Source organism: Chryseobacterium geocarposphaerae, from assembly GCF_002797535.1.
GTDB classification, from domain to species: domain Bacteria; phylum Bacteroidota; class Bacteroidia; order Flavobacteriales; family Weeksellaceae; genus Chryseobacterium; species Chryseobacterium geocarposphaerae.
In genome coordinates this window covers 346,207-371,025 of record NZ_PGFD01000002.1, presented here as the reverse complement: position 1 = coordinate 371,025, position 24,819 = coordinate 346,207, and the positions used below count along the sequence as shown (strand labels likewise).

General features: G+C 35.6%; 25 protein-coding genes. 8 read left to right on the top strand and 17 right to left on the bottom strand.

What is annotated here, in order from left to right; genetic code table 11:
* Positions 1-138: 138 nt before the first annotated feature.
* Positions 139-834 carry a pseudouridine synthase gene (locus CLV73_RS13275; protein ID WP_100377364.1) on the top strand — a complete coding sequence of 232 codons (696 nt, stop codon included), beginning with the start codon at positions 139-141 and terminating at the stop codon, positions 832-834.
* Positions 835-1,065: 231 nt separating this feature from the next.
* A complete protein-coding gene (locus tag CLV73_RS13270) occupies positions 1,066-2,103 on the top strand; it encodes a quinone-dependent dihydroorotate dehydrogenase (protein ID WP_100377363.1) in 1,038 nt (345 codons plus the stop codon).
* A gap of 182 nt (positions 2,104-2,285) precedes the next feature.
* Here CLV73_RS13270 and CLV73_RS13265 read toward each other — a convergent pair whose 3' ends face one another.
* Positions 2,286-3,530, bottom strand: coding sequence for a DUF445 domain-containing protein (locus CLV73_RS13265; RefSeq protein WP_100377362.1), 1,245 nt, complete (start codon positions 3,528-3,530; stop codon positions 2,286-2,288).
* Between the two features lie 171 nt (positions 3,531-3,701).
* Between CLV73_RS13265 and msrB the strand changes: the two genes are divergently transcribed.
* Positions 3,702-4,145: a peptide-methionine (R)-S-oxide reductase MsrB gene (gene msrB / locus CLV73_RS13260; RefSeq protein ID WP_100377361.1), complete on the top strand. Its 444-nt coding sequence runs from the start codon at positions 3,702-3,704 to the stop codon at positions 4,143-4,145.
* A gap of 128 nt (positions 4,146-4,273) precedes the next feature.
* Complete coding sequence (locus CLV73_RS13255) at positions 4,274-5,029, top strand: murein L,D-transpeptidase catalytic domain family protein (protein ID WP_100377360.1); 756 nt, start codon at positions 4,274-4,276, stop codon at positions 5,027-5,029.
* Positions 5,030-5,072: 43 nt separating this feature from the next.
* Here the strand turns inward: CLV73_RS13255 and CLV73_RS13250 are convergent, their stop codons facing one another.
* The 12 genes from CLV73_RS13250 to CLV73_RS13195 form a co-directional block, all read right to left on the bottom strand.
* Positions 5,073-6,185, bottom strand: coding sequence for a TlpA family protein disulfide reductase (locus CLV73_RS13250; RefSeq protein ID WP_157798796.1), 1,113 nt, complete (start codon positions 6,183-6,185; stop codon positions 5,073-5,075).
* A 177-nt stretch (positions 6,186-6,362) separates the two neighbouring features.
* Positions 6,363-7,604, bottom strand: coding sequence for a beta-ketoacyl-ACP synthase II (gene fabF, locus CLV73_RS13245; RefSeq protein ID WP_100377358.1), 1,242 nt, complete (start codon positions 7,602-7,604; stop codon positions 6,363-6,365).
* The gene (locus CLV73_RS13240; protein WP_100377357.1) at positions 7,605-8,030 is read right to left on the bottom strand and encodes a PaaI family thioesterase; all 426 of its coding nucleotides are present in this window, start codon (positions 8,028-8,030) and stop codon (positions 7,605-7,607) included. It abuts the gene before it with no gap.
* Positions 8,031-8,033: 3 nt separating this feature from the next.
* Complete coding sequence (locus CLV73_RS13235; protein ID WP_100377356.1) at positions 8,034-9,302, bottom strand: acetyl-CoA C-acetyltransferase; 1,269 nt, start codon at positions 9,300-9,302, stop codon at positions 8,034-8,036.
* 10 nt (positions 9,303-9,312) lie between these two features.
* Positions 9,313-9,918 carry a TetR/AcrR family transcriptional regulator gene (locus CLV73_RS13230; protein ID WP_100377355.1) on the bottom strand — a complete coding sequence of 202 codons (606 nt, stop codon included), beginning with the start codon at positions 9,916-9,918 and terminating at the stop codon, positions 9,313-9,315.
* A 240-nt stretch (positions 9,919-10,158) separates the two neighbouring features.
* Positions 10,159-10,578, bottom strand: coding sequence for an OsmC family protein (locus CLV73_RS13225; protein ID WP_072953912.1), 420 nt, complete (start codon positions 10,576-10,578; stop codon positions 10,159-10,161).
* Positions 10,579-10,668: 90 nt separating this feature from the next.
* Entirely contained in the window at positions 10,669-11,535 is an 867-nt protein-coding gene (locus CLV73_RS13220; protein ID WP_100377354.1) for a helix-turn-helix domain-containing protein, read from the bottom strand.
* A gap of 147 nt (positions 11,536-11,682) precedes the next feature.
* Complete coding sequence (locus CLV73_RS13215; RefSeq protein ID WP_100377353.1) at positions 11,683-14,370, bottom strand: TonB-dependent receptor domain-containing protein; 2,688 nt, start codon at positions 14,368-14,370, stop codon at positions 11,683-11,685.
* A 219-nt stretch (positions 14,371-14,589) separates the two neighbouring features.
* Positions 14,590-14,736, bottom strand: a complete 147-nt coding sequence (locus tag CLV73_RS18935) for a hypothetical protein (protein ID WP_157798795.1) — start codon at positions 14,734-14,736, stop codon at positions 14,590-14,592.
* A gap of 90 nt (positions 14,737-14,826) precedes the next feature.
* Entirely contained in the window at positions 14,827-15,447 is a 621-nt protein-coding gene (locus tag CLV73_RS13205; RefSeq protein ID WP_100377351.1) for a hypothetical protein, read from the bottom strand.
* Positions 15,448-15,537: 90 nt separating this feature from the next.
* The gene (locus CLV73_RS13200) at positions 15,538-16,224 is read right to left on the bottom strand and encodes a response regulator transcription factor (RefSeq protein ID WP_039363658.1); all 687 of its coding nucleotides are present in this window, start codon (positions 16,222-16,224) and stop codon (positions 15,538-15,540) included.
* Positions 16,225-16,323: 99 nt separating this feature from the next.
* Positions 16,324-17,871, bottom strand: a complete 1,548-nt coding sequence (locus tag CLV73_RS13195; protein ID WP_100377350.1) for a sensor histidine kinase — start codon at positions 17,869-17,871, stop codon at positions 16,324-16,326.
* A 206-nt stretch (positions 17,872-18,077) separates the two neighbouring features.
* Here CLV73_RS13195 and CLV73_RS13190 point away from each other — a divergent pair, with 206 nt between their 5' ends.
* Positions 18,078-18,563: an SRPBCC family protein gene (locus CLV73_RS13190; protein ID WP_100377349.1), complete on the top strand. Its 486-nt coding sequence runs from the start codon at positions 18,078-18,080 to the stop codon at positions 18,561-18,563.
* Positions 18,564-18,618: 55 nt separating this feature from the next.
* On the opposite strand, the gene CLV73_RS13185 is transcribed toward CLV73_RS13190, so the two are convergent.
* The 4 genes from CLV73_RS13185 to CLV73_RS13170 all read right to left on the bottom strand — a co-directional run bounded on the left by CLV73_RS13185 (position 18,619) and on the right by CLV73_RS13170 (position 22,410).
* On the bottom strand, positions 18,619-18,963 hold the full coding sequence (locus CLV73_RS13185; protein ID WP_100377348.1) for a hypothetical protein: 345 nt from the start codon (positions 18,961-18,963) through the stop codon (positions 18,619-18,621).
* Positions 18,956-21,004 (bottom strand): S9 family peptidase, encoded by a 2,049-nt coding sequence (locus CLV73_RS13180; RefSeq protein ID WP_100377347.1) that lies wholly within the window; start codon positions 21,002-21,004, stop codon positions 18,956-18,958. Before CLV73_RS13180 ends, CLV73_RS13185 begins: the two co-directional genes overlap by 8 nt.
* An 88-nt stretch (positions 21,005-21,092) precedes the next feature.
* Positions 21,093-21,833 (bottom strand): uroporphyrinogen-III synthase, encoded by a 741-nt coding sequence (locus CLV73_RS13175; protein ID WP_100377346.1) that lies wholly within the window; start codon positions 21,831-21,833, stop codon positions 21,093-21,095.
* Between the two features lie 10 nt (positions 21,834-21,843).
* Complete coding sequence (locus CLV73_RS13170) at positions 21,844-22,410, bottom strand: DUF4271 domain-containing protein (RefSeq protein ID WP_394336979.1); 567 nt, start codon at positions 22,408-22,410, stop codon at positions 21,844-21,846.
* A 178-nt stretch (positions 22,411-22,588) separates the two neighbouring features.
* Between CLV73_RS13170 and CLV73_RS13165 the strand changes: the two genes are divergently transcribed.
* From CLV73_RS13165 to tgt, 3 genes are read left to right on the top strand one after another with little or no spacing between them, the layout of a single operon-like run.
* Positions 22,589-23,305 (top strand): polyprenol monophosphomannose synthase, encoded by a 717-nt coding sequence (locus tag CLV73_RS13165; RefSeq protein WP_100377344.1) that lies wholly within the window; start codon positions 22,589-22,591, stop codon positions 23,303-23,305.
* Positions 23,302-23,679, top strand: a complete 378-nt coding sequence (locus tag CLV73_RS13160) for a DUF4296 domain-containing protein (RefSeq protein WP_100377343.1) — start codon at positions 23,302-23,304, stop codon at positions 23,677-23,679. The genes CLV73_RS13165 and CLV73_RS13160 overlap by 4 nt, the downstream gene beginning before the upstream one ends.
* 6 nt (positions 23,680-23,685) lie before the next feature.
* Complete coding sequence (tgt, locus tag CLV73_RS13155; RefSeq protein WP_100377342.1) at positions 23,686-24,819, top strand: tRNA guanosine(34) transglycosylase Tgt; 1,134 nt, start codon at positions 23,686-23,688, stop codon at positions 24,817-24,819.

Genomic DNA, 24,819 nt, shown 5'->3' with positions numbered 1-24,819 from the left:
AACCTGCTTTCGCTACTCGCTATTTTTATGATTTGGTTGCGGCGGCTCCGCCGCCGCAACCAAATCAAAGAAATGAACTCAAACATGCCATTCAATCAGAGCTAAAAATATCAACTGAAAAATCTCTACTTTTGCCCCATGTTAGAAATTCTTTATCGAGACGAACATCTTATTGCCATCAACAAACCCAGCGGATTGTTGGTTCACAAGTCTTTTTATTCGGGAGATGCAGATACTTACGCAATTCAGGAGTTGAAAAAGCAGATTGGACAAAAAGTTTATCCTGTACATCGGTTAGATAGAAAAACTTCGGGCGTATTATTGTTTACTTTAGATAAAGACACACTGAGAATGATGAGTTCTCAATTTGAGGAAAAGGTAGTTGAAAAGAAATACATCGCCATTCTCAGAGGTTGGGCAAAAGAAGAAGAAACAATCGATTACGATTTAGTTAACGAAAATGAAGTCAAACAAAACGCCGTTACATATTATCATCGTTTACAGACTTCGGAAATCGATTTACCTTTTTTAAAGCATCAGACTTCAAGGTATTGTCTGGTAGAAGCGATTCCTGAAACAGGGCGGTTTCATCAGTTGAGAAAACATTTTAAACATATCTTACATCCGATTTTAGGATGTCGAAAACATGGCTGTAATAAACAAAACAAATTGTGGCTTCAAACATTTGGGATTAACAAAATGACACTTCATGCTCATCAATTGATTTTTAATCATCCGATTTCTAATGAAAGAATTACTGTAAATGCTACTATTGATGACGAATTCAAAAGAGTAGGGAACATTTTGAATTTAGATTTAAGCGCATATTCTTAATTCTTCCTCTGAGATCTTAGTTAAGTGAAACGCCTTTGCGAACTTAAAAACGAATAGTAGTCAAAAAAATCTTTGCGGCCTTTGCGTTTAAACAAAGTCTTCCTTTACAAATGATTAGGTAATCAATTATATTGGAATATAGACAGTATTTATAATACATTTTTCCATAAAATATCATGTAGTAACCAAACATTAATTTTAAAATGAGTATTTTTGTAAAACTTTTTTTCAATGTACAAATCGCTCATTCGTCCAATTCTTTTCAAATTCGATCCTGAAGAAGTACATCACTTTACTTTTTCAATGCTAAAGAATTTTGGATTTCTCACTAAATTATTTTTCCCAAAACCTATTCAAGACAAACGTCTGGAAAGGGAAGTTTTCGGATTAAAATTTAAAAATCCTGTAGGATTGGCTGCCGGTTTTGATAAAAATGCAGTTTTATTTAACGAATTGGGAGATTTAGGTTTCGGGTTTGTAGAAATCGGAACGGTAACTCCAAGAGCTCAAGCAGGAAATCCAAAGAAAAGATTGTTCAGACTCATTGAAGATGGTGGAATTATCAACAGAATGGGCTTCAACAATGATGGGCTACAAGCTGCCATCGAAAAACTGAAATGTAATAAAGGAAAAATAATCATCGGTGGAAACATCGGGAAAAATACAGATACCGCTCCGGAAAACTACACGCAGGATTATCTTGACTGTTTTGAAGGACTGCATCCCTATGTAGATTATTTTGTACTGAATGTGAGCTGTCCGAATGTAGGAAGCCACGCCAAACTGGAAGATGTGGAATATCTTCGTGAACTGATTACTGAAGTTAAGAAAATCAACCAGTTAAAAGCTGTGCAAAAACCAATTTTATTGAAAATTGCTCCGGATTTGAATAACAATCAGCTTGATGAAATTATTGAATTGATTGCTGAAACAAAGATCGACGGAATTGTAGTTTCCAATACATCAGTTAACAGAGAAGGGCTGAAAACTTCTCCTGAAGTTTTAGCACAAATCGGAAATGGAGGTTTAAGCGGAAAACCCATCCGTGAACGAAGTACAAAAATGATCAAATATCTTTCGGATAAAAGTAACAGAGCGTTCCCGATCATCGGAGTCGGGGGAATTCATTCTGCAAAAGATGCGTTGGAGAAACTGGATGCGGGAGCAACTTTGGTTCAGTTGTATACAGGTTTTATCTACGAAGGTCCTGAATTGATTAATAATATTAATAAAGCGATTTTAACGAGAGCAAGTCGTTTACCAAAATAAATCAGAAGAGGGTTTTTACTCTCTTTTTTATTGCAAAAACGTTAGAGATTGTCATTTCGATGAAAGGAGAAATCTAAGTCATTATTAATAGATTCTTCATTACACTTCTGAACATCGTTCGTAAACCTTCAGTTTATATTCAGAATGACAAGTCATATTGTTACAAAAACAGATATTCTTTTTTAAAGGAAAAAATGGGAAATAGTATAAATAATCAACCCTACCAATCCACCGACCAAAGTTCCGTTAACTCTGATGAATTGAAGGTCTTTCCCCACCTCCAGTTCCAGTTTTTCGCTTAATTCTTTTCCCTGCCAGTTTCCAACGGTTGAACTAATAAGGTTTCCGAACTGATGGGTGTTTTTCAGGATATACTTATAAGCCGTTACGCGAATCCAGTGATCAATTTTATGTTGAAGGACTTCATCGGTTTTCAGGTTTTGTGAAAATTCGTTCAGGTTTTTTGAAATATAATTTTTTAAAGAAGACTGATCTTCCTGTAATTCTTTTTTCAATGTATTTTTTATGGAAATCCAGATATCACTTGAATATTCATCAAGTTTATTACCCTTTAAAAGATCATTTTTAATATTTTTAAATTCATCTTCCCATTTCGGATCCTGTTTTAGTTCGTTGGAGAACTCATAAATTTTCCGGGTAACCAAAGCTCTGATTTCGTGGTTGGCGTCTTCTTCAACTTCTTTGAAAAAATCTGAAAGTCCACTTGCAATTTTATCAGCAATTTTATTGTCAACAAAAGCAGGAATAAAGGAATAACTTCCCTTTTTTACACGTTCCTGGATCATTTCATCATTTTCAAGGATATAATTCTTAATCTGAGAAGAAAGATTGGTGATCATTTTCTGATGATCATTTTTGTCCAAAAGATAAGTGATCCCGTTTCCGAGAATGACATTTAGTTTAATCGTATCTGTCATTTCTGAAACCTTTTTGCTGATGAAATGACTCACTTCAGAATCATCTAGTTTGTTCAAAATATCTAGAACAATATCCGAAAAATTTTTAATGAGAATCTCCTGATTTTTTTCCTTTACCAGCCATTCACCTACAAAACCCGAAATTTTTAATTTCTGGATGTAAGGACGGATATTTTGAGGCGATAGAAAATTATTGACTACAAAGCTTCCCAGGTTGTCACCCAATCTCTGTTTGCTGTTTTCAATCAGGTTGGTATGTGGAATGGGTAAACCGAGCGGATGGCGGAATAATGCAGTAACGGCAAACCAGTCTGCTAAAGCACCAACCATTGCGGCTTCGGAAAATGCTCTGACATAGCCGATCCAATGAGAATCGATGGTCTTCTGTAAAAGAGTGGTTATAATGAAAATTACCGCCATCAGAAGAAATAATCCGGTGGCAAATGCTTTATATTTCCTTAATTGTTTTCTTTTGGCTTCATCATTCATATGCTCAAATTTAGTAAATTTGGTTGTGAACTTATGATTTATTCTCACCACAAAAGTCACAAAAGATCAAATACATTTTTTTTAAATCTTTGATTTTTCTTTTAAAAAGGCTTAAAGCTTCTGTGACTTTTGTGGTTTAATTTAAATTTCAAAAACAGTTAAAATAATCCTATGGAAAACCAAGCAAAAAACAATCCATACTATTCCAGAACCGAGACTGCGAAACTCGATATTCCCAATGAAGAATGGAAAAAGATCCTTGCTCCGGATTTATACGCAATCTCAAGAGAAGCGGCAACAGAAAGAGCTTTTACCGGAAAATACAACGATTTTGATGAATTGGGAGAATATTATTGTGCAGTTTGCGGAAATCATTTATTCCGTTCGACGACGAAATTTTCAAGCAGCTGCGGATGGCCGAGTTTCTTTGAAGCTGATAAGGAAGGGGTATATTATAAAAGAGATTTAACGTATGGTATGGATCGAGTAGAGGTGCTTTGCAAGAGATGCGATTCGCATTTGGGACATATATTTGATGATGGCCCGAAACCTACAGGACTACGCTATTGCATGAATTCTATAAGTCTGGAATTTGTTCCTGATTCTGAAAAATAAGAGGCTTTTATTCACAGAATCAGGAAGTTAAATTTTCTTAAATTGAGTTAAACTTTGTGGAGTTATTCCTGTTAAGTAATTATGTTTTAATACATTTGCTGACTAATTTGGATTTAACATAATATTGAATGAAAGGATTTTTTAGTTTATTAAGTATTGTTTACATGGTAACTACTTCATTCTATTTGTCTCCAAGAAAGGCAATTGTAAAGAATGAAATAAGTACAAAAAAAATTGAAAGAGTAGCCACGAAATCTGAGAAAACTGTTGAAAAAGCAGTATCTTCATCAGAAGAATTATACAAGTCTATATCATTTGAGCAAGGGCATGAACTTAACGAAGAAGTTTTCTTTAAAGCTTTAACAGGTTTTGAGAATTTGAAGAAAGCTGGTTTGCTTAATTCGGAGTCGCATTTACTTACAGTATGCGATTTTTCTATGTCCTCCAATACAAAAAGACTTTGGGTAATTGATATTAATGAAAAGAAAGTATTATTCAATTCGCTGGTTGCCCACGGAAAAAACACGGGTGAAGAGTTTGCAACGAACTTTTCCAATACGGAAAGTTCGCTTCAAAGCAGCTTAGGATTTTACATTACCGATGCAACGTATAACGGAGACAACGGGTTTTCTCTGAGATTGCTGGGAATGGATAAAGGGTTCAATGATGCGGCTTACAGAAGGGCGATCGTAATGCACGGTGCAGATTATGTAAGTGATGAATTTGCAGCAATGCACAAAAGAATCGGAAGAAGCTGGGGGTGCCCCGCTGTTCCAAGAGATCTGACTCAACCGATCATTAATACGATAAAAGGAAGGAATCTTCTCTTTATCTATTATCCTGATCAGAATTACCTTTCCAAATCGGAATGGTTGAAAGCATAAAACAAAAGCAGTCTGTTACGGGACTGCTTTTTTATTTTAAATACTACTGTAGATATTCTTTAATGATACTTCTGGCTTCTTCAATATTGTTTCTGATCCTTGCAATTATTTTTCCGTTTTCGTCAATAATTAAATGAAGAGGATAACCTGTTGCATTTAACTTCTTTTGAAAGTCTTTATTCACATCAAAGAAATTGACCCAATTGGCATTGTTCTTCTTTAAAATAGATATAGCCAATTCCATTCTTTTGGTGGTGCTTTCGTCCGTAATGGTAATGAAGTTTACGTTTTTATCTTTATAATCATTGTATAAATTGACAATTTCTGGCATTCCTTTTATGCATGGAGCACAGGTGGTAGACCAATAATCGATAAAAGTTAATTTATGTTTCTTGAAATCTTCAGAAGTCAGTTTATTCTGTTTATCAAAATAAATATCAGGAATCTTTTGTCCGATAGAAGTGGATTGCTCTGCCTTTAAATGAGATTCGACGCCCTTGTATAATTTGTTTTGTTTGAATTTTACTGAAAATAAATTCATGTTTTTCAAATAATCAGGGTGATAATTGTACTGAGTATAATCATTTACAATTTCCCATAACGCAACATACGAATTTGGATTTTTCTTGATGTATTGTGCAAGAAATTCCTGCTTTTTGTCCAGACTTGTTAGACTATCTTGTTGATAGGGATTGTTTGATTTTATATAAAATTTTTCCAATGCTTTCTGCAAAACTCTATATTCTCTATTGGTAGGAGTGTTTATAGTTAAGTCTAAGAAATTGATATCTTGTGGCACATCAATTTTATATTTTCCTTTTTCCAGAAAAAATATTTTTGTTCCCAAAGCAGATTTATTCTTTTTATCCAGATAAACAAAAGCTACCGGTTGAGGATATTCTATAAAGCCATTGATAAGATTTTCTTTTTTAACTTTTATAAAATACAGGGAATGATCCGACCCAAATTTTGAAATATTTTTATTTGGTTTTATATCGAATGTGTACAGATCTCCAAATCCTTTTCTCGTCATCGGAGCTCCCAGAATAAGACTGTCATTAACATATGGATCAGAAGTAAGATCAATCTCAAAATTATTTTGGGAATAAATGAAACTGGAAATAAAAATTAATAAAATGTAGTGTAGTTTCTTCATGAAAATATTTTGTAGTGTAAATGCTAACATACGAAAACTTTACTACATAAAAAATCCCTGCGCCTTAAAAACACAAGGATTAAATTTTTCTCTCACAGATTAAGAAAATTTAGCAGATGTTTGCGTTTAAAAAAATCTGCACCATCTGCCAAATCTATAAGAGATTTATCTTAAAAATTATGAAAACTTTTTAAAGATCAACGTTGCATTATGTCCTCCAAATCCAAAAGCATTGCTTAGTGCATAATTAATATTCTTCTCCTTAGCTTCCCCAAAAACAATATTGATATCTTTCGGAATATTTTCATCGATCTTATGAAGATTAATTGTTGGCGGAATAATTCCGTTTTCAATGGCTTTAATCGAAAGAATAGCTTCCGCCGCTCCGGCTGCACCCAATAAATGCCCCGTCATTGATTTTGTAGCACTGATGTCAAGGTTCTTGCTTCCTTTAAATAGTTTATTGATACCGTTCAATTCTACCAGATCTCCCATTGGAGTGGAAGTTGCGTGAGGATTAATATAATCAATATCTTCTGTATTGATTCCCGCTTCCTGTAATGCCAGTTGCATCGCTTTTATGGCTCCAACTCCGTCCGGATGAGGTGCTGTCATATGATAGGCGTCTGCAGTCATTGCTGCTCCTACCAGTTCTGCATAGATTTTTGCGCCTCTTGCTTTGGCGTGTTCATACTCTTCCAAGATTAAAGCTCCTGCGCCTTCTCCCATTACGAATCCGTCTCTTTCTGCATCATAAGGACGACTCGCTGTTGAGAAATCATCATTTCTTGTTGACATTGCTTTCATAATGGAGAAACCTCCGATTGAAGCAGGTGTAATGGCCGCTTCAGAACCACCGCTTACAATCACTTTTGCTTTTCCTAATCTGATATAGTTGAAAGCATCCATTAATGCCGTATTTCCTGTAGCACAAGCTGAAATTGTTGTGTAATTGATTCCCTGAAGTCCGAATTTCATGGAAATCATTCCCGAAGCCATGTTGGCTATAAATTTAGGAACGAAAAAAGGGTTAAAACGTGGTGTTCCGTCTCCTTTGGTAAATTCCATCACTTCACTCTCAAAAGTCCACATTCCTCCTTGCCCTGTTCCCCAGATTACTCCTGTGTCAAACGGATCCATGTTTTCCAGTTCAAGACCTGAATCTTTCAGTGCTTCCGCTGTTGAATACATAGCGTATTGTGAAAAAAGATCGCTTCTTTTGATTTCGTGGTGTGTTAAATGATCTTTCGGATCAAAATTTTTAACCTCACAAGCAAAGTGTACTTTAAATTTTCCTGTATCGAAATGGGTGATTTTGTTGGCCCCGCTTACTCCGTTGATACTGTTTTGCCAGAATTCTTCGACATTATTTCCTAAAGGCGTCACTGCGCCAAGACCTGTAATGACAACTCTTTTCATTTAATTACTGATTTTGAATAAATTAGAGGTTCCTCTTGCAATTAAGCGCGTTTTGTCTGCGTTCCATATTTCGCACTGCGCGTTTACAAATTGCTTCCCTCTTTTGATGATTTTAGTTTCAGCTACAATATTATCATTTTCTTTTGCTGTTGAAAAATAATCGATGCTGTTATTTATGGTTACAATAAAGTTTTTTTCATTTAAAGAAAACATGGTGGCGCCTATTACATCATCAAAAATTGCCGCAGTAACTCCACCGTGAAGATTTCCCATTGGATTTAGCCATTCCGGTCTTACCGTATACTGAAATTCCAGTTGTCCTTCTTCGGCAGAAATCACGATTGGATTAAGCCACCTCATAAATGGAGAAGGGGACGCTGTAAATTCTTTTCCGATGAATTGTTTTAATTGTGCTACTCTGTCCATATTTTATTTTTCTAAGATCATTGTTACTCCCTGTCCACGAGCGGCACAGATCGAAATAAAACCTTTTCCGCTGCCTTTTTCATGGAGTAATTTTGCCAATGTCCCGATGATTCTTCCTCCTGTTGCTGCGAAAGGGTGGGCTACAGCCAAGCTTCCGCCCTTTACGTTTAATTTATTTCTGTCGATTTTACCTAATGCTTTTTCCAGTCCGAATTTTTTAGCCAGATCATCATTTTCCCAGATTTTTAAGGTGGCCAAAACCTGCGCCGCAAACGCTTCATGAATTTCATAATAATCAAAATCTTCCAGGCTCATTCCTGCTTTTTTCAACATTCTGTCGGCTGCGAAAATTGGAGCAAGAAGAAGGTTTTGTTTATTCTCAACATATTCAATTCCGGCAACTTCCGAAAAGGTGATATAGGCTAAAATTGGTAAATTATTCTCCTTTGCCCATTCTTCGCTTGCCAATAAAACCGCAGAAGCTCCATCGGTAAAAGGCGTTGAGTTTCCGGCTGTCAACGTTCCGTTTTGTTTGTCAAAAGCTGGTTTTAATGAAGCCAGTTTTTCCAAGCTGGTATCACGGCGAAGGTTATTGTCCGTATTTAAACCAAAAGCAGGTGTAATCATATCATTGAAGAAGCCTTCGTCATAGGCTTTTGCCATATTTTGGTGACTTTTAAATGCCAATTCATCCTGATCTTCGCGAGAAATTTCATAATATTTTGCGGTAATTTCTGTGTGACCGCCCATGACCAAACCGGTTTTCGGCTCCTGACCTTTGTAAGGAATCGGCATCCAGTCTTTCAGTTTCGGACTTAATAATTGCTTGATTTTTCCGAAGGCAGATTTTTCTTTATTGGCTTTTAATAAAGCTTTTCTCAATCTCGGAGAAGATTCAAAAGGAATGTTGCTCATCGCTTCAACACCGCAAGCAATTCCGCTCTCAATCTGGCCTAAAGCAATCTTATTTCCGATATAGACCGCCGCTTCAATTCCTGTATCACAAGCTTGTTGAAGATCGCATGCAGGAGTTGCAGGATCAAGAAAAGTTTCCATAACGGATTCTCTGATAAGGTTGCTTTCAGATATATGTTTAATCACCGCACCTCCGGCAACTTCGCCCAAGAGTTTCCCTTTAAGGTTATAACGATTGATAAGGCCATTCAAAGCTGAAACCAGTAAGTCCTGATTTCCTTTGTCTGCATATGCTGTATTGATTCTGGCAAACGGAATTCTGTTATATCCTACAATTGCCACTTTTTTTGTTTCCATATTGTGAAGTTTATGATGGAAGTTTGTTTAGTTCGTTGTCTATAATATTGAGAACCTTGTCTAAAGCCTGATTTAAAAATTTCTGATTCCCGGTAGTTTTTGATAATAAGATTCCACCTTCAATCAGCATAATAAACAAGGAAGCATATTCTTCTGCGTCAGCTTTTTCATTCAACTCTCCATTTTTCTGACCTTGGACAATAACCTGTGAAATTTTAGAGATCCATTCTCCAAAAGATTGGGTAACTTGTTTTTTTAAATTTGGGAAGGTATCATCAGCTTCAGTGGCTGCATTCATCAGGGGACAACCCCCGTTTAAGAATACCGAACGCCAATTTTTCCTGTAAAAGGCTACAAAAGCATGCAGTTTGTCTACTGTCGTCGGAAATTCTTCTCCGAAAGAACGGGACATATTTTTCTTCAGCACATTTGCATTGTATTTATACACTTCCAATGCTACCTCATCCTTGTTTTCGAAATTGCCATAAATGCTTCCTTTTGTTAATCCCGTTGCTTCCGTGATATCCGAAAGGGACGTAGAAGTATAGCCTTTGGTGTTAAACAAAGATGCCGTTTTTTCAATAATGAATTGTTTGGTCTTTTCTGCTTTTGACATTTTCAACTGATTATGATGCAAATATACGAAAATATACCGATGGGTATATTTTATTTTAAAATTATAGGTTGTGTGCTTAATCTATCAATTAAAATATTAAGATTTTATTTAAGGAAATCAAGATTAATCTTTAATTTTGAGTTTTGGCTGAAGCCGTATAATTGTTTTAAAAGAGAAAACGGGCTGAAGCCCGTTCCTATTGATGTTGAAATTAAACTCTGTGCCTTAAACTTTATTATCTTAGTTTGCCAAAGTAGCTTCCAAAGTAATTTCAAAGTTGAAAGCCGCACTTACAGGACAACCTTCCTCTGCAATTTTAGCATATTTCTGGAATTCTTCTTCAGAAATTCCCGGAACTTTTGCAGTTAAGGTCAATTCAGATTTTGTGATTTTTCCGATATTCGGATCTAAAGTGATGACTGATTTTGTAGTCAATTCTTCAGGAGTGTAACCTGCCTGAGAAAGTTCTGCGCTCAATTTCATGGTGAAACACCCTGCGTGAGCTGCAGCCAATAATTCTTCAGGATTTGTTCCCACGCCGTCAGCAAAACGGCTGTTGAAAGAATATTGAGTTTGGTTTAATGTTGTACTTTGAGTAGTGATGTGTCCGTTTCCTTCTTTGATGGTACCGTTCCAAACGGCTGTTGCGTTACGTCTCATAATAATTGTTTTTTGTTGTTTTAAATATTGTTATTTTTTGATGTTACAAAGATATAGGAGATATTCTTGCAGATAAATACACAAATCGACTTAAATATTGTACTTTTTTCCCGAAGTGTAATTTTTCTTAAAGTTTGCCGGAGTGCTTCCGATTTTATTGGTAAAAAGACGATTAAAATAAGCCGGATCTTCATAGCCTAAATCATAGGCAATCTCTTTCACGGGTTTATCGGTATAAAATAAAAGTCTTTTGGCTTCCAACAGAATCCTGTTAATGATAAACTGGTTCGGAGATTCAAGGTTTAAATTTTTGAATTTGTGAGTTAATGTTTTCGGTGCGATGTGCAGTAAATCTGCATAATCAGCTACATTGTGTTTTTTCCTGAAATGAATTTCCAGATGTCGGCTGAAATCACGGAACACATCCAATTCGTTGCTCGGAATTTTTATTTCGTTGTTATCAAGATTTTGCTTTTTCCATTTTCTGGTGGCACGGATGATAATTTGTTTAACGTAAGTCCGGATCATTTCTTCCGCAGAAGAATCTTTCCATTCCAGTTCGTCTTTAATGTTTTGAAATAGATTTTGAATGATGAAGTTTTCATTTTCATCCAACTCAACAAAAGGGATTTCAAAGACATTGTGAAAAAGAATTCCGTCGCAGGCTACTTCCTTGTCATGAATCTGGATACAGTAGAAATCGCGGTTGTAATATAAAAGATGAGATTCTTCTATACCACTTTCAACGTTCAAATGTTGGTTGGTCAAAAAAAATAAAACGGGATTCTCTGTTGCATAATGTTTAAAATCTACTGTCAGTTCGTAGCCGGAAGGAACATAGAAGACTTTAATTTCAGATTTATAGTTGGAGTCTTTAAACGTTTGCAGATTATGTTCGGAAAAAGTTTCGAAACCCAGCTTCTTGTAGTTGTCTTCAAAGATAAGTGTCTGTGACATAGATTTTCTTTAAGATAAAGGTACAAAAAAGCATGGCTTCTTAATGATTAAATTATTGAAACCATGCTTGTTTATTTTCCCGCAGATTTCACAAATCTCACAGGAAATCCGTGCAATCTGTGAAAATCTGAGGGAAATTAATTTTGATTAAAATGTTACGTCAAGTCCGACGTAAAAATTTGCCTTCATAATCGGAGCATACACCATTCCGCCATCAAAATAATTCCCGAAAGGATTTTTAAAATCGACAATCGCATTTTTTTGATAGTAAGATGTCAGGTTCTCGCCACCTAAATATGCTCTGATTTTTTTATTGAAATTCCTTGAAATCTGTGCATTTAAAACAGCATAGGATTCAGAATAGGAGGGTAACTGAAACTCTTCAGGATTTGATGAGGTATTTGGAAGCCTTTGCTTTCCAACCCAGTTTAATGTTGTATCAAAGCTCCAGAATCCACCGTTGTTATTTTTGTTGGTTGAATACGCCAGATTCACAAAACCTCTGTGTTTTGCCATGAACGGAACTTCGCGTCTCCCGTCTATATAATCAGCCTGAACATCATAATATTTATAAGCTAATCTTACATCAAAATTCTTAAAGGGTGTAAAATCCCACTGCGTCTGAAACGAATTGGCGAAAGATTTTCCATCTAAATTATAAAAAGTTAATTGCTGAGGCGAACGATCCAAATCCACCATCACCTGATCCTGGAAATCGGTTCTGAAAAAGTCTGCCACAATTGTAGATTTTCTTCCGAAGATTTTAAATTCCTGTTGTAAACTCGCTCCGTAATTCCAGGCAATTTCCGGCTTTAAACCGTAAATATTTCCGCCATTCTGTAAAATCTGAATGTTTCTGTTTGATGCAAAATATTGCTGGCTTTCCGCAAAAATATTTGCTGTTCTGAAGCCTCTTCCCGCAGAAAGCCTCAAAATAGTTTGAGGGGTAAAATCATATTTAAAATTCAATCTGGGTGTGAATTGTGTTCCCGCCAGATTGTGGAAATCAATTCTTGCTCCTGCTACCAAAGTATATTTTAAGCCTGTCAACGTATATTCTGCAAAAGCTCCGGGAACGATTTCGTTTCTTTTAAAATTGTTGGTTAAATACGTTTCATCGTAACCATCGTATAGAAAACTTGCTCCGGCTTTATATTTATGGTTCGTATTTCCTAAAATACTTTCAAAAATCAAGTTTGAATAATATGTGTGCTGCTTTCCTGAGTAGTTTCTTAATCCAAAGAAGCTGTCTTGCTGATGATACGTATATTGGTTCATCCAGCCTAAACTTTGGTAAGGTTTTCCTTTAAAAACATATCCTGTTTTATTCCAAACCTGAAATCTTGAAATATCGATTCCAACACCATAAAGCGATTGTTTTTCTTGAGGGATTTTTTTGTCAAACCCTATTTGCCCGGAAGTTCTTTCGTCTTTAATGAAATTAATTCCAAAATGCGAACCTAAACCTGATTTCTCTAAATCATTGTAATTTAATAAATAAGCTGCATTTAATTGAGTTCCTTTGGGTCTGTCCAGAAATCCATCGTCATTCATGTCTGTATCTCCGAAAGTTCCGTTTCCGTGAAGCAGGAATGTTTGTGACCATTTATCGTTGATGGGTGAAACGCTTGTGATGTTGGCTTCTGCTCTTCCGTTGAAATCGGCAAAAAGATTTAATGAAGTCTCGGGTTTTTCTGCATTTTTCAACAACTCTGTATTGATTTGTCCTGTAATGCTTTCGTAGCCGTTGGTTACTGTACTTCCGCCTTTGGTAAGCTGAATGCTTTCAATCCATCTTCCGGGGATGAAATTCAATCCGTAAGCAGAAGCTAGCCCTCTGATTTCGGGTAATAATTCTTTCGTTAGGCTCGTGTATTTTTGATCTAAACCTAACATTTTCAATTGTTTTGTTCCGGTCACAGCGTTGCTGAAAGAAACATCAACGGTAGCATTGGTTTCAAAGCTTTCGGATAAATTACAGCAAGCGGCTTTTAATAATTCTTTTTTATCAATATTAAAAACCAATCCAGCTTCTTTTTTGCTTAAAGAAGTTGCTGCTTTTGATCCGGTAACGATAACTCCTTCGATCTGTTTTTCTTGATTGTCATGATTCTCGTTTGTGATATTATTCTGGTTGTGATCGGCATGCTCAGATGCTGTACCTTCTTCTGTGTGAACCTTCGGGTTCGTTTCTCCAAAAGGAATGTTTCTGTCATAAAGGCAACACGCAGGCAGATTTTTGTAGGTATTGTCGTTGGATTTATACTTTTCATTATCGTGGCCAACTTCTGCAATTTTCTTTAAAATTGTATCTGAGGAAGTTTTTTCAGAATTAAAATTCAAAATAACAGTTTGTGTTTCTGCATTCCATTCGGCAGAGTCTGCTCCTGCGTCTTTCGCTGCTTTTTCAATTCTTGCTTTGCATGATTCGCAGTTTCCTTTTACATAGAATTCATTCTCTTTTTTTGAATGATGATCGTGATTTTCAAGCGGTTTTGCATGTAAATCTCTTTCGTAATGGCAACATCCGGGGAGTGCTTCATATGTAGCATCTGTGGCTTTAAATTTTTCATTGTCATGACCTGCCTCAGCTACTTTTTTTATGATGTTGTCAGTGGAAGCGGTATTATCTGTCTCTAAGGTTAATGTCTGAAGATCAATAGAATATACTGCTGTTTTAGCACCGGCTTTTCTGGCGGTGGTTTCAATTCTTTCCTTGCACATATCACAGTTTCCTTTAACTTTAAACTGGCTTTTAGAAAGATGTTGAGCAAATATAAATTGTGTAGATAGTAAGAATACACCAAGAATAATCCTGGAAATATATGATTTCATTTTGTTTAAAATTTAGATTAATTAAAAAACGGTTCATTAAAGTGATAATGAACTTCTGCTGATTGAATTAAGCTATTTTCGGCGGTTGCCAAATTTCTTTTAAACGGTCTGAAATATACGGATCAGAATATTCGAACTGTAAATTTTTATTGGATTTGTAATATGAATATTCTAGCTGTAAACTCTTTGAAAAGGGAGTCTCTATATAAGTGTAACAAGCTAAACAAGTTGAGCAGCAATTGTCAGTGCAGGAAGATTTTTGCTCTTTTTTGTTATGGTCATCTCGAGAATGTTGTTGATGATCATTTTTGCAGCAATCCATTCCTGATTCGGATTTGCAACAGTTTTCCTGTGAAATTTGAGCATAGAAATTATCTTTAGGAATTAGAAAAATTCCCAAACAGAAAATAATTGCTATAATCTGACTCCATTTCACAACAGCAAATTTACAAAAAATTAAAGAGGATCTCCTACTTTTTTAGCACAGTCATGCCAAGGTTCTCCGTGAGGAGGGTTTAATTCCGGTTTTGGCCCTGTTGGTGCAGGAGCTGGAGCCGGAGCCGGTGTATTTTGGGCAATTGTCTGAACGGATTGCTGGGCAGCTGCAGGTTTACTATTCAAAGGCTGACCTACCGGGATATCACATCTGTGACCCGGCTCTCCGTGCGGAGGATTCATTCCCGGAGCGGTCTTCCCCGGTTTATTAGCGTTGTTGACTTGTTTTAATGAATTAGGATCAATCTGAATAGTTTGACCTTGGTTGGTATTTACGGTAATATTTTGAGCTCCGGGCTGTGCATTTTGAGTTGGTGCAGCGTTTAAAGGCTGCCCTACAGGAATATCACAACGGTGTCCCGGCTGTCCGTGAGGAGGATTCATTCCCGGGGCAGTAACCATTTGGTTGGGTTGAGCGGTTTGAATTCCGGCTTGTGCCATTAGAGATGCTTTTGGAGTGTTATTTACAGTAGAAACTGGCTGGCTGCCATTTTCGTCTTTTATATAAGTAGGCCTTTCATCTTTTTTGCAAGAGATGATTAAAAATCCGGTCACTGTAAGTCCTAAAAGTAAATTTCTCATATCAAATTCAATCGTTTAAAACAAAATTAGCAAAACATTTTGAAATGTCTTGCTAATTTGAAGGGTATATTGTTTTGGGTTAAAAAACTTCTAGTTTTTTACCAGTAGTCTAAATCCTTCCCCATGTACGTTGATAATTTCCAATCCTTCGTCATCTTTTAAAAGTTTACGAAGCTTTGCAATATAAACGTCCATACTTCTTGCCGTGAAGTAGTTCTCTTTTTTCCAGATTTTTCTCAAGGCAAGATCTCTTGGCATGAAATCATTTCTGTGAAGGCAAAGAAGTTTCAGAAGCTCGTTCTCTTTTGGAGATAGTTTATATTCATTATCTCCAACTCTTAGCTGTCTCAACATAGAATCAAAGAAAATATTGCTGATCTTAAACTGTTCCTGCTCTTCATTTTCTAGCGTAGAGCTTCTTTGAAGGATAGCTTTGATTTTGTATAAAAGAAGTTCGGTATCAAATGGTTTTGTAATATAATCATCAGCTCCCAATTGGTATCCTTTTAAAATATCTTCTCTCATATTTCTTGCAGTCAGGAAAATGATCGGGGTATTTTTATCTATCTTTTTAACGTCTTCCGCCAATGAAAAACCGTCTTTTTTAGGCATCATCACGTCGAAGATACAGATGTCGAATTCGTTTTCTGTAAATTCTTTCAAGCCTTGTTCACCATCTGTGGCAAGAGTAACTTCGAAATTATTTATTGTCAAATAATCCTTCAACACTGCCCCGAAACTCTGATCGTCCTCTACTAATAATATTCTGTTGCTCATAGTTTTAAAATAATTAATAATTAATATTTAAGAATGAACGGGTCACTCTTCTCTTCTTATAATTTGTTATTTGGTTTATATTTATTAAATCTTTTCTTTTTAGCTCATCGGAAGTTTAATGGTAAATGTACTTCCGCTTCCTTTGTGAGAATCTACAATGATTTGTCCTTTATGAAGCTCTACAATTTTCTTTACATAAGAAAGTCCCAAACCTTGTCCTTTCACATTATGAATATTTCCGGTTTCTTCTCTGAAGAACTTTTCGAAAATCTTCGTTTTATTCTGGGTTTCCATTCCCATTCCTTTGTCTGAAACTTCAATCACATAGAAATGTCCCTCGTTTCTTGTTTTAATTGTAATTTCCGGCGTCTCCGGTGAGTATTTATTGGCATTATCCAAAAGGTTCACCAGCATATTGGAAATGTGGAATTCATCTATTTTAAACGTGTAGTTTGTAGCATTAAATTCTTGATTAAGGGTTCCGTTTCTTTGCTGAACGATCAGGTTGAAAGATTCTGTTGTCTTTTTAATCAGCTCTCTTACATTGGTTTCCTTTAAGAATAATTTGACTTCATTCCGTTCAAGCTTCGACATATTCAAGACATTTTCCACCTGCTTTTTCATCCTCAGGTTCTCCTGTTTGATCAATTCAGAATAGTATTTTACCTTATCAGGATTGGTCGCAATTTTATCATTAGCTAATGAATCTGTTGCCACCGAAATCGTTGCCAATGGAGTTTTAAACTCATGAGACATATTGTTGATGAAGTCCGTTTTCACTTCTGCCAGTTTTTTCTGCCTCATCATATAATTGATGGAAATAATATAAATTCCTAAAATCGTTAGCAGTGAAAGAAAGGTTCCTAAAAGCATCGGCCAGTTGTTCATGGCTAAAGAATATTCCTTTTTCGGGAAAACTAAAGTTAAGCCATAAATGGTTCTGTCCTTTTTATCGGTGAAAAGAGGGTAGTTGTAGAAATTATTGTCTTTTTTCTCTTTATATATTTTGTTGGCGATACTCGTTAGTTTGTTGTTTTTGTCTACGATTCCGTACCCAAAACTAGCAGTGATCCCTCTGATTTTAAGCTCTTTGGTAATCACAGAGTCAAGAACTTTTTGATCTACTCTTTTCGTAATCGGAAGATTATTTCCATAGACTTTTACATATTCTTTCATAGAATAATCACCCGTTTCAATATCCTGATTGATATCCGCGGTAAGAGGCTCCCGGTTGGTGGTGTCTCTTTTCAGCTTGTATGCTGCCTCATCAGTGTATAAAGTAGTAAGTTTAATGGAGTCGCCTTTTGGAGAAATGGGCAATTGCGTTTTTTCAATAATATTTTTAGAGTAGATGATCTGCCGTTGTGTTCCGGAATCTTCTACTTGCTGTATTGTTGTTAAAGAAGGTTGGTCGCTGTTGGCTAAAATATTTTTTCTGAAATTTTTAAAATCTTCATTCAGATATTTTTCAACTTCAATTTCGCCAATAGTTTTTGAGGTACTTTCCAGAGCAGAATAGACTTTATTGGTGAATTCCTGTTCTAAGGCTCCATAATAACCTTTCAGCCAATAAAATTGGAGTGTGACAAAAACGATCAGTGAAATCGTCATAAACACTGAAATTATTGGGATGAATTTGTTATTCATTATTTAATTTTAATAGTTTTTTATAATTGTGAATGTTAAAATTAATCATTTTAAGATTTGATAAACAAAATACGAGCCAAAAAATTGTATAATTTTTCTTAAAAGAGCGTTTTTTAACATTTATTTATAAATATTTAATCATTTTTATAGAATTGGTTTCCGGTTGACCATAAAAAAACTAGCTTTGTTTAAACCAAAATATTATTATGAAATCTATGATCACTTTTAACGAAGATTTTGATTCAAACTCTGTTTATGTCATGAAAATTTACAACGCAGAGGTGTCAAAAGTGTGGGATTATTTTACCAAATCCGAACTCTTGGATCAATGGTGGGCTCCAAAGCCTTGGAAATGTGAGACTAAAAATCAGGACTTTAAAGAGGGGGGAACGTGGCTGTACTCAATGGTGGGTCCGGAAGGAGAAAGACATTATTCCTTATTGAAGTACGGGGAAATTAGAGAACACAGGAGTTTTGACGGTATGGATGCTTTTTGTGATGAAAACGGAACAATTAATGAAGATTTTCCCCAGGCAAAATGGCTGCTTGGTTTTACCGGAGTAGAGGAGGGCACGAAAGTAACCGTTAATATTCACTTTGCCTCGCAGGACGCTTTAAAGCAACTGCTAGAAATGGGCTTTGAAGAAGGTTTTAAAACAGGACTGAACCAATTGGAGGAAATTCTCGACTAATTTCAAAGTCGGAATTAAATTTAAATAAAAAAGCTTGGAAGACTCCAAGCTTTATTTATATCAATTCTTCATCCTGGAAATATTGGATGATTGCTTTTTTCATGAGAATCTGCTGCTCATTTGGTTTCAGTTCCGGAAGCTCTTCCAGTTTTTCAAAGTGCGGATATCCGTCATCGTCATAATGTGAAAATTTATAATATCCAAAAGGTTCTAATAATCTGCAAACTGCAATATGGATTAAATTTACTTTATCGTCTTTAGTGTATTTTTGCTGGCCGCTTCCCAATTCCTGGAGTCCAATTAAAAACAAATAAGTTTCAATCGGAGCATTTTTTTCAGTGTCAAAATTTTCAATGAAAAATTGTTCTATCTTTTGCCAATATTCTGCTTCGTTAATCATTTTTGTTTTCTAGTTTTAATAAGAAGGCATATTCCAACGCGTCTTCTTTTAATGATTCAAATCTTCCGCTTGCACCTCCGTGTCCTGCGCTCATGTCTGTTTTGAAAATCAAAATGTTATGATCCGTTTTCAATTCTCTCAATTTAGCGGTCCATTTTGCTGGCTCCCAATATTGAACCTGAGAATCGTGTAGTCCGGTTGTTATGAGCATATTCGGATAATCTTTCGCTTCTACATTATCGTAAGGAGAGTAAGATTTCATGTAATGATAATATTCTTCATCATTAGGATTTCCCCACTCGTCGTATTCCCCGGTTGTCAAAGGAATGGTTTCATCCAACATCGTTGAAACGACATCTACAAAAGGAACCTGTGCTACAATTCCGTTGAATAAATTAGGCTCGTAATTTACAACTGCTCCAACAAGCAAGCCTCCTGCGCTTCCCCCCATTGCATATAAATGCTTTGATGAGGTATAGTTTTCTTTGATCAAAAATTTCCCTGCATCAATAAAGTCGAAGAACGTATTTTTCTTAAAAAGCATTTTTCCGTCTTCATACCACTCTCTTCCTAAGTATTCACCACCTCTGATGTGGGCAATTGCATAGATAAACCCTCTGTCCAGAAGAGATAATCTTACATTCGAGAAACTGGCGTCAACCGTATGACCATAACTTCCATAACCGTATAAAAGCAGGGGAGTGTCCGTTGATTTTTTCGTGTCTTTATGGTAAACCAAAGAAATCGGAACTTTCGCTTCCCCATCTCTTGACTCTGCCCAGATTCTTTCAGAAATGTAATTTTCAGCAAAGAATTTTCCGCCTAATACTTCCTGCTGTTTCAGAAGTTTGGTGGTCTTCCCTTTCATATTATACTCGTATGTGGAACCCGGCTGTGTGAGTGAAGTATAACCGTAACGTAAAACTTCTGTATCAAATTCTAAATTGATTCCTATATAGGCAGTATAAGTAGGATCAGAGAAAGGTAAATAATGAGACTCCTGAGTTTTTTCATCAATAATCTTTATTTGCAGTAAACCTTCTTCCCGTTCTTCCAGAACCAGATAGTTTTTAAAGATTTCAAAACCTTCCAGCAAAACTTTTTCGCGATGGGGAATAACATCTATCCAGTTTTCCATTCCACAATTGTCAATCTTTGTTTTTACAATTTTGAAATTGATAGCATCGTCTGCATTGGTAATGATATAGAACTCATCTTCATAATGCTCGACAGAATATTCTAAATCATCAATTCTTGGCTGAATAATAGTCCAGTCTGCAAAAACATTGTCAGAAGGAATAAATCTGTGCTCATCAGAAATCGTACTCGAACTTGCGATAAAAATGTATTCTAAAGATTTCGTTTTAAAAACATTCACATCAAACGTATCATCTTTTTCATGGAAAATTAAAACATCTTCTGAGGTATCGGTTCCCAGCTTGTGTCTGTATACCTGAAACGCACGTAAGCTGTCGTCTTTTCTGATGTAAAAAATGTGCTCGTTATCATTTGCCCAAACGGCTTTTCCTGTTGTATTTGGGATTTTATCAGCAAGAATTTCTCCTGTTTGTAAATCTTTAAAGTTGATAGAGTAGATTCTTCTGCTTACATTATCCGTGGAGAAAGACGCAAGTTTATTATTCGGGGAAACCGCAACGCTTCCTACTTCAAAATAGCTTTCGCCTTCTGCTAAAATATTAACATCAAGAATGATTTCTTCTTCGTTCTCTAAACTTTTATACTTTCGGCAAAAAATGGGATATTCTTTTCCTTCTTCATAACGAACGATATACCAGTACTCATTAAAAAAATAAGGCAGGGATTCGTCGTCTTTTTTGTAACGGGCTTTCATCTCTTCAAAAAGATCTTCCTGCAGTTTTTCCGTATCCTTCATGATGAAATCTGCGTAAGCATTTTCTTCTTCCAGATATTGTATAACTTCGGGATTTTCCCTTTCATTAAGCCAGAAATAGTTGTCTATTCTTTTGTCGCCGTGTATTTCTAATATTTTTTCTATTTTTTTTGCCTGTGGAGCTTCCATTCAATATTAATTCTTGTTCAAATGTAATTAAAAAAAAACCATCTTTCCTTGTATGAAAAGACGGCTGATTTATTTTTGATATTAAAAACTATTTGTGAAGTGTTTTAATATATTTTTCCAATGCCATAGTCATGGAAGGAGTTTCTTTTGTAGGTGCCATTAAATCTACCCTCAGTCCTGCCTCTTCTGCTGCAGCCAAAGTTGTATTTCCGAATACTCCGATTTTTGTTTCATCTTGCTTGAAATCCGGGAAATTCTGCTGTAAAGATTTAATTCCTTGCGGGCTGAAGAAAATCAACATTTCATAATCTTTAATGTTGATATCTGTAAGATCACTGCAAACCGTTCTGTACATGATGGCTCTTGTCCAGTCAATATTCGCCGCATCCAGTGTTTTTACAATATCCGGACTTAGTACATCCGAAGATGGCAAAAGGTATTTTTCTGTTGGGAATTTTTTGAAAAGAGGAGCAAGATCCGAGAAATTCTTCTCTCCGAAACTGATCTTTCTTTTTCTATAGACAATATGCTTTTGAAGATAATTGGCAATCGCTTCAGATTGACAGATATATCTCATCGTATCTGGGACCGAAAAACGAAGTTCCTCGGCAAGTCTGAAGTAGTGGTCTATTGCATTTTTACTGGTAAAGATAATACCGGTATATTGCGTTAGATCTATCTTTTGTGTTCTTAATTCTTTGTTGTCAACTCCTTCGACGTGGATGAAAGGTCGGAAATCTATTTTTATTTTTTCCTTCTTCGCTATATCCAAGTATGGAGAAGATTCACTAGGCGCAGGTTGTGAAACCAATATAGACTTTATTCTCATCATTGACTGTTTATAAAAATAATACCTTCCAAAGCAATAATATTGGTGCGATTTGGAGGGTGCAAATATACAAAAATTTATAATACCATTTTTCCGGCAAAACGTTGTTTCTGTGAAATAAATAGAAAAAAACCTTGAAAATAAAGACAAAACAAAAGAAGTATAAATAATACAAAAAAGATTTATTTCTGTCTATCGGGAAATAATAGTGGGTAACACAGAGAATTATTAATAAAAATGATAAAACAAAGTAGAATTTTGTGGCAGTAAAATAAAAAACTGACCATTTTTTTCCATCACCTATACTTTGGTAAAATAAAAAGCCTAAAACAGATTTAACAGCATAAAAAAGTATGATGGCAATGAAAGTAAATCCGAATTTATTGAGTTGATATCCCAAAATCTGGAGATCGGAAACAAATTTAGGAACAACTGGGATATATTGAGATGCTAAAACCGACAAAGTGAGTGCGGTTACGCATGAAGTAATGACCCAACTGGGTAAATTGTTACTGGCATCAAAATATTTCTGAAGCAGAAAATCCTTTAAATTGGCGTCCCTTTCTATGACATTCATCATAAAAATAAATAAAAAGATGCAGCCCAGCAATATAAAAATTACCCAATCGTTGTTCTCAGGTATTCTTACATGGTTTATAAAATTTTGTGATAATAACAACGGAATGTTTTTTGCAAAATTATAGATTATTTTGTATAAAATAAAAAGGTTAAATAAACTATCTTTGCAAACTGAAATGAAAAAACTGGTCATAATTCCAACTTATAACGAAAAGGAAAATATTCAAGATATTATTTCCGCGGTTTTTGCATTGGAGGATGACTTTCATATTTTGGTTGTGGATGATTCGTCTCCAGATGGAACTGCAGAGATCGTAAAGGATTTACAAAAAGAATTCCCACACTATTTGCACCTCTCAGTCCGAAAGGTGAAAGATGGTTTGGGAAAAGCATACATTCATGGGTTTAAATGGGCGATTGAGAATAATTATGACTATATTTTCGAAATGGATGCTGATTTCTCCCACAACCCAAACGATTTGCCAAAACTTTTTGAAGCTTGTTTAAATGCAGATATGGCCATCGGTTCCCGGTATTCGAAAGGAGTAAATGTGGTCAATTGGCCAATGGGAAGAGTTTTGCTTTCTTATTTTGCCTCAAAATATGTAAGATTTGTTTTGGGACTTCCCATTCATGATACAACAGCAGGTTTTGTTTGTTTTTCAAGAAAAGTATTGGAAGAAATAGGTGTTGATAATGTAAGATTGAAAGGATATGGGTTTCAGATTGAAATGAAATTCAGAACCTTCAAAAAAGGATTCAAAATTGTAGAAGTTCCTATTATTTTTACCAACAGAATTTTAGGCGAAAGTAAAATGAATGGAGGAATTATTCATGAAGCGGTTTTTGGTGTTTTAAACTTAAAATGGAAATCAATTATCGGCAGATTATGAAAAAAGCAGTCTTCATTTTTATTTTGATGTGCCTGTTTTCATGTCAGGATTATATTGATAAACCTAAGAATCTGATTCCCAAAGACCAGATGGCGGAGATTATTGCGGATCTGGCGATTAATGACCAGGCAACTTATATGTACCCGAATACCAACCTGGAAGCAGGCACAAGATATATTCTGAAATCACATCATGTGAAATCAGAAGATTTTGTTGAAAGCTTTAAGTATTACGTCGTAAAGCAAAAGATGCAGGGAATAACTGAAGATGCTCAGGGAATTTTATTAAAAAAAGATCCGAAAGCAGATCAATACATAAAAGATAAATTGAAGAAAAACGGAAATCCTCAGAATGTTCCGACTTTATCAAGATAGTTTAAGATGCAAAAGTTTTTTAATATAGAAAAAACCTCGGAAGGGAAGGCAAGAGCGGGAGAAATTACCACAGATCACGGTACAATTCAAACTCCTATTTTCATGCCTGTTGGAACAGTTGCTAGTGTAAAAACAGTTCACCAAAGAGAATTAAAAGAAGATATAAAAGCCCAGATTATTTTGGGAAACACATACCATTTATACCTGCGCCCCGGAATGGAGACTATGCAGGAAGCGGGAGGTTTACATAAATTCATGAACTGGGATCTTCCCATTCTTACTGATTCAGGTGGGTTTCAGGTGTTTTCTTTGGCGAGCAGCAGAAAAATGACTGAGGAAGGAGCCAGGTTTAAATCCCATATCGACGGAAGTTATCATATGTTCTCTCCTGAAAAATCTATGGAAATCCAAAGACAGATAGGAGCTGATATTTTCATGGCTTTTGATGAATGTGTTGCGTATCCTTGCGAATACAACCAGGCAAAAACCTCTATGGAGCTTACGCACCGTTGGCTGAAAAGATGCATTGAATGGACGGAAAATAATCCTGAATTGTACGGGCACAAACAAAGACTTTTTCCAATTGTCCAGGGTTCTACCTATTCAGATTTAAGAAAAATCTCTGCTGAAGTTATTGCTGAAGCAGGGGCAGAAGGAAATGCAATTGGCGGACTTTCTGTAGGAGAACCTGAAGAGGAAATGTACAGAATTACCGATGAGGTTACTGATATTTTACCCAAAGAAAAACCAAGATATTTAATGGGAGTAGGAACTCCGTGGAATATTTTGGAATCTATAGGCTTGGGGATTGATATGATGGATTGCGTAATGCCTACCCGAAATGCAAGAAATGCCATGCTTTTCACCTGGAAAGGGGTAATGAATATGAAAAATGAAAAGTGGAAAAAAGACTTTTCACCTTTAGATGAGTTCGGAACCAGCTTCGTAGACAGAGAATATTCAAAATCATATGTGAGACATTTATTTGTTTCTAAAGAATATTTAGGGAAACAGATTGCCTCAATTCATAACTTAGCATTTTATTTGGATCTGGTAAAAGTCGCCAGAGAACACATTATTGCCGGAGATTTCTATGAGTGGAAAAAATCTGTAGTTCCGGTTCTTAGACAAAGACTATAA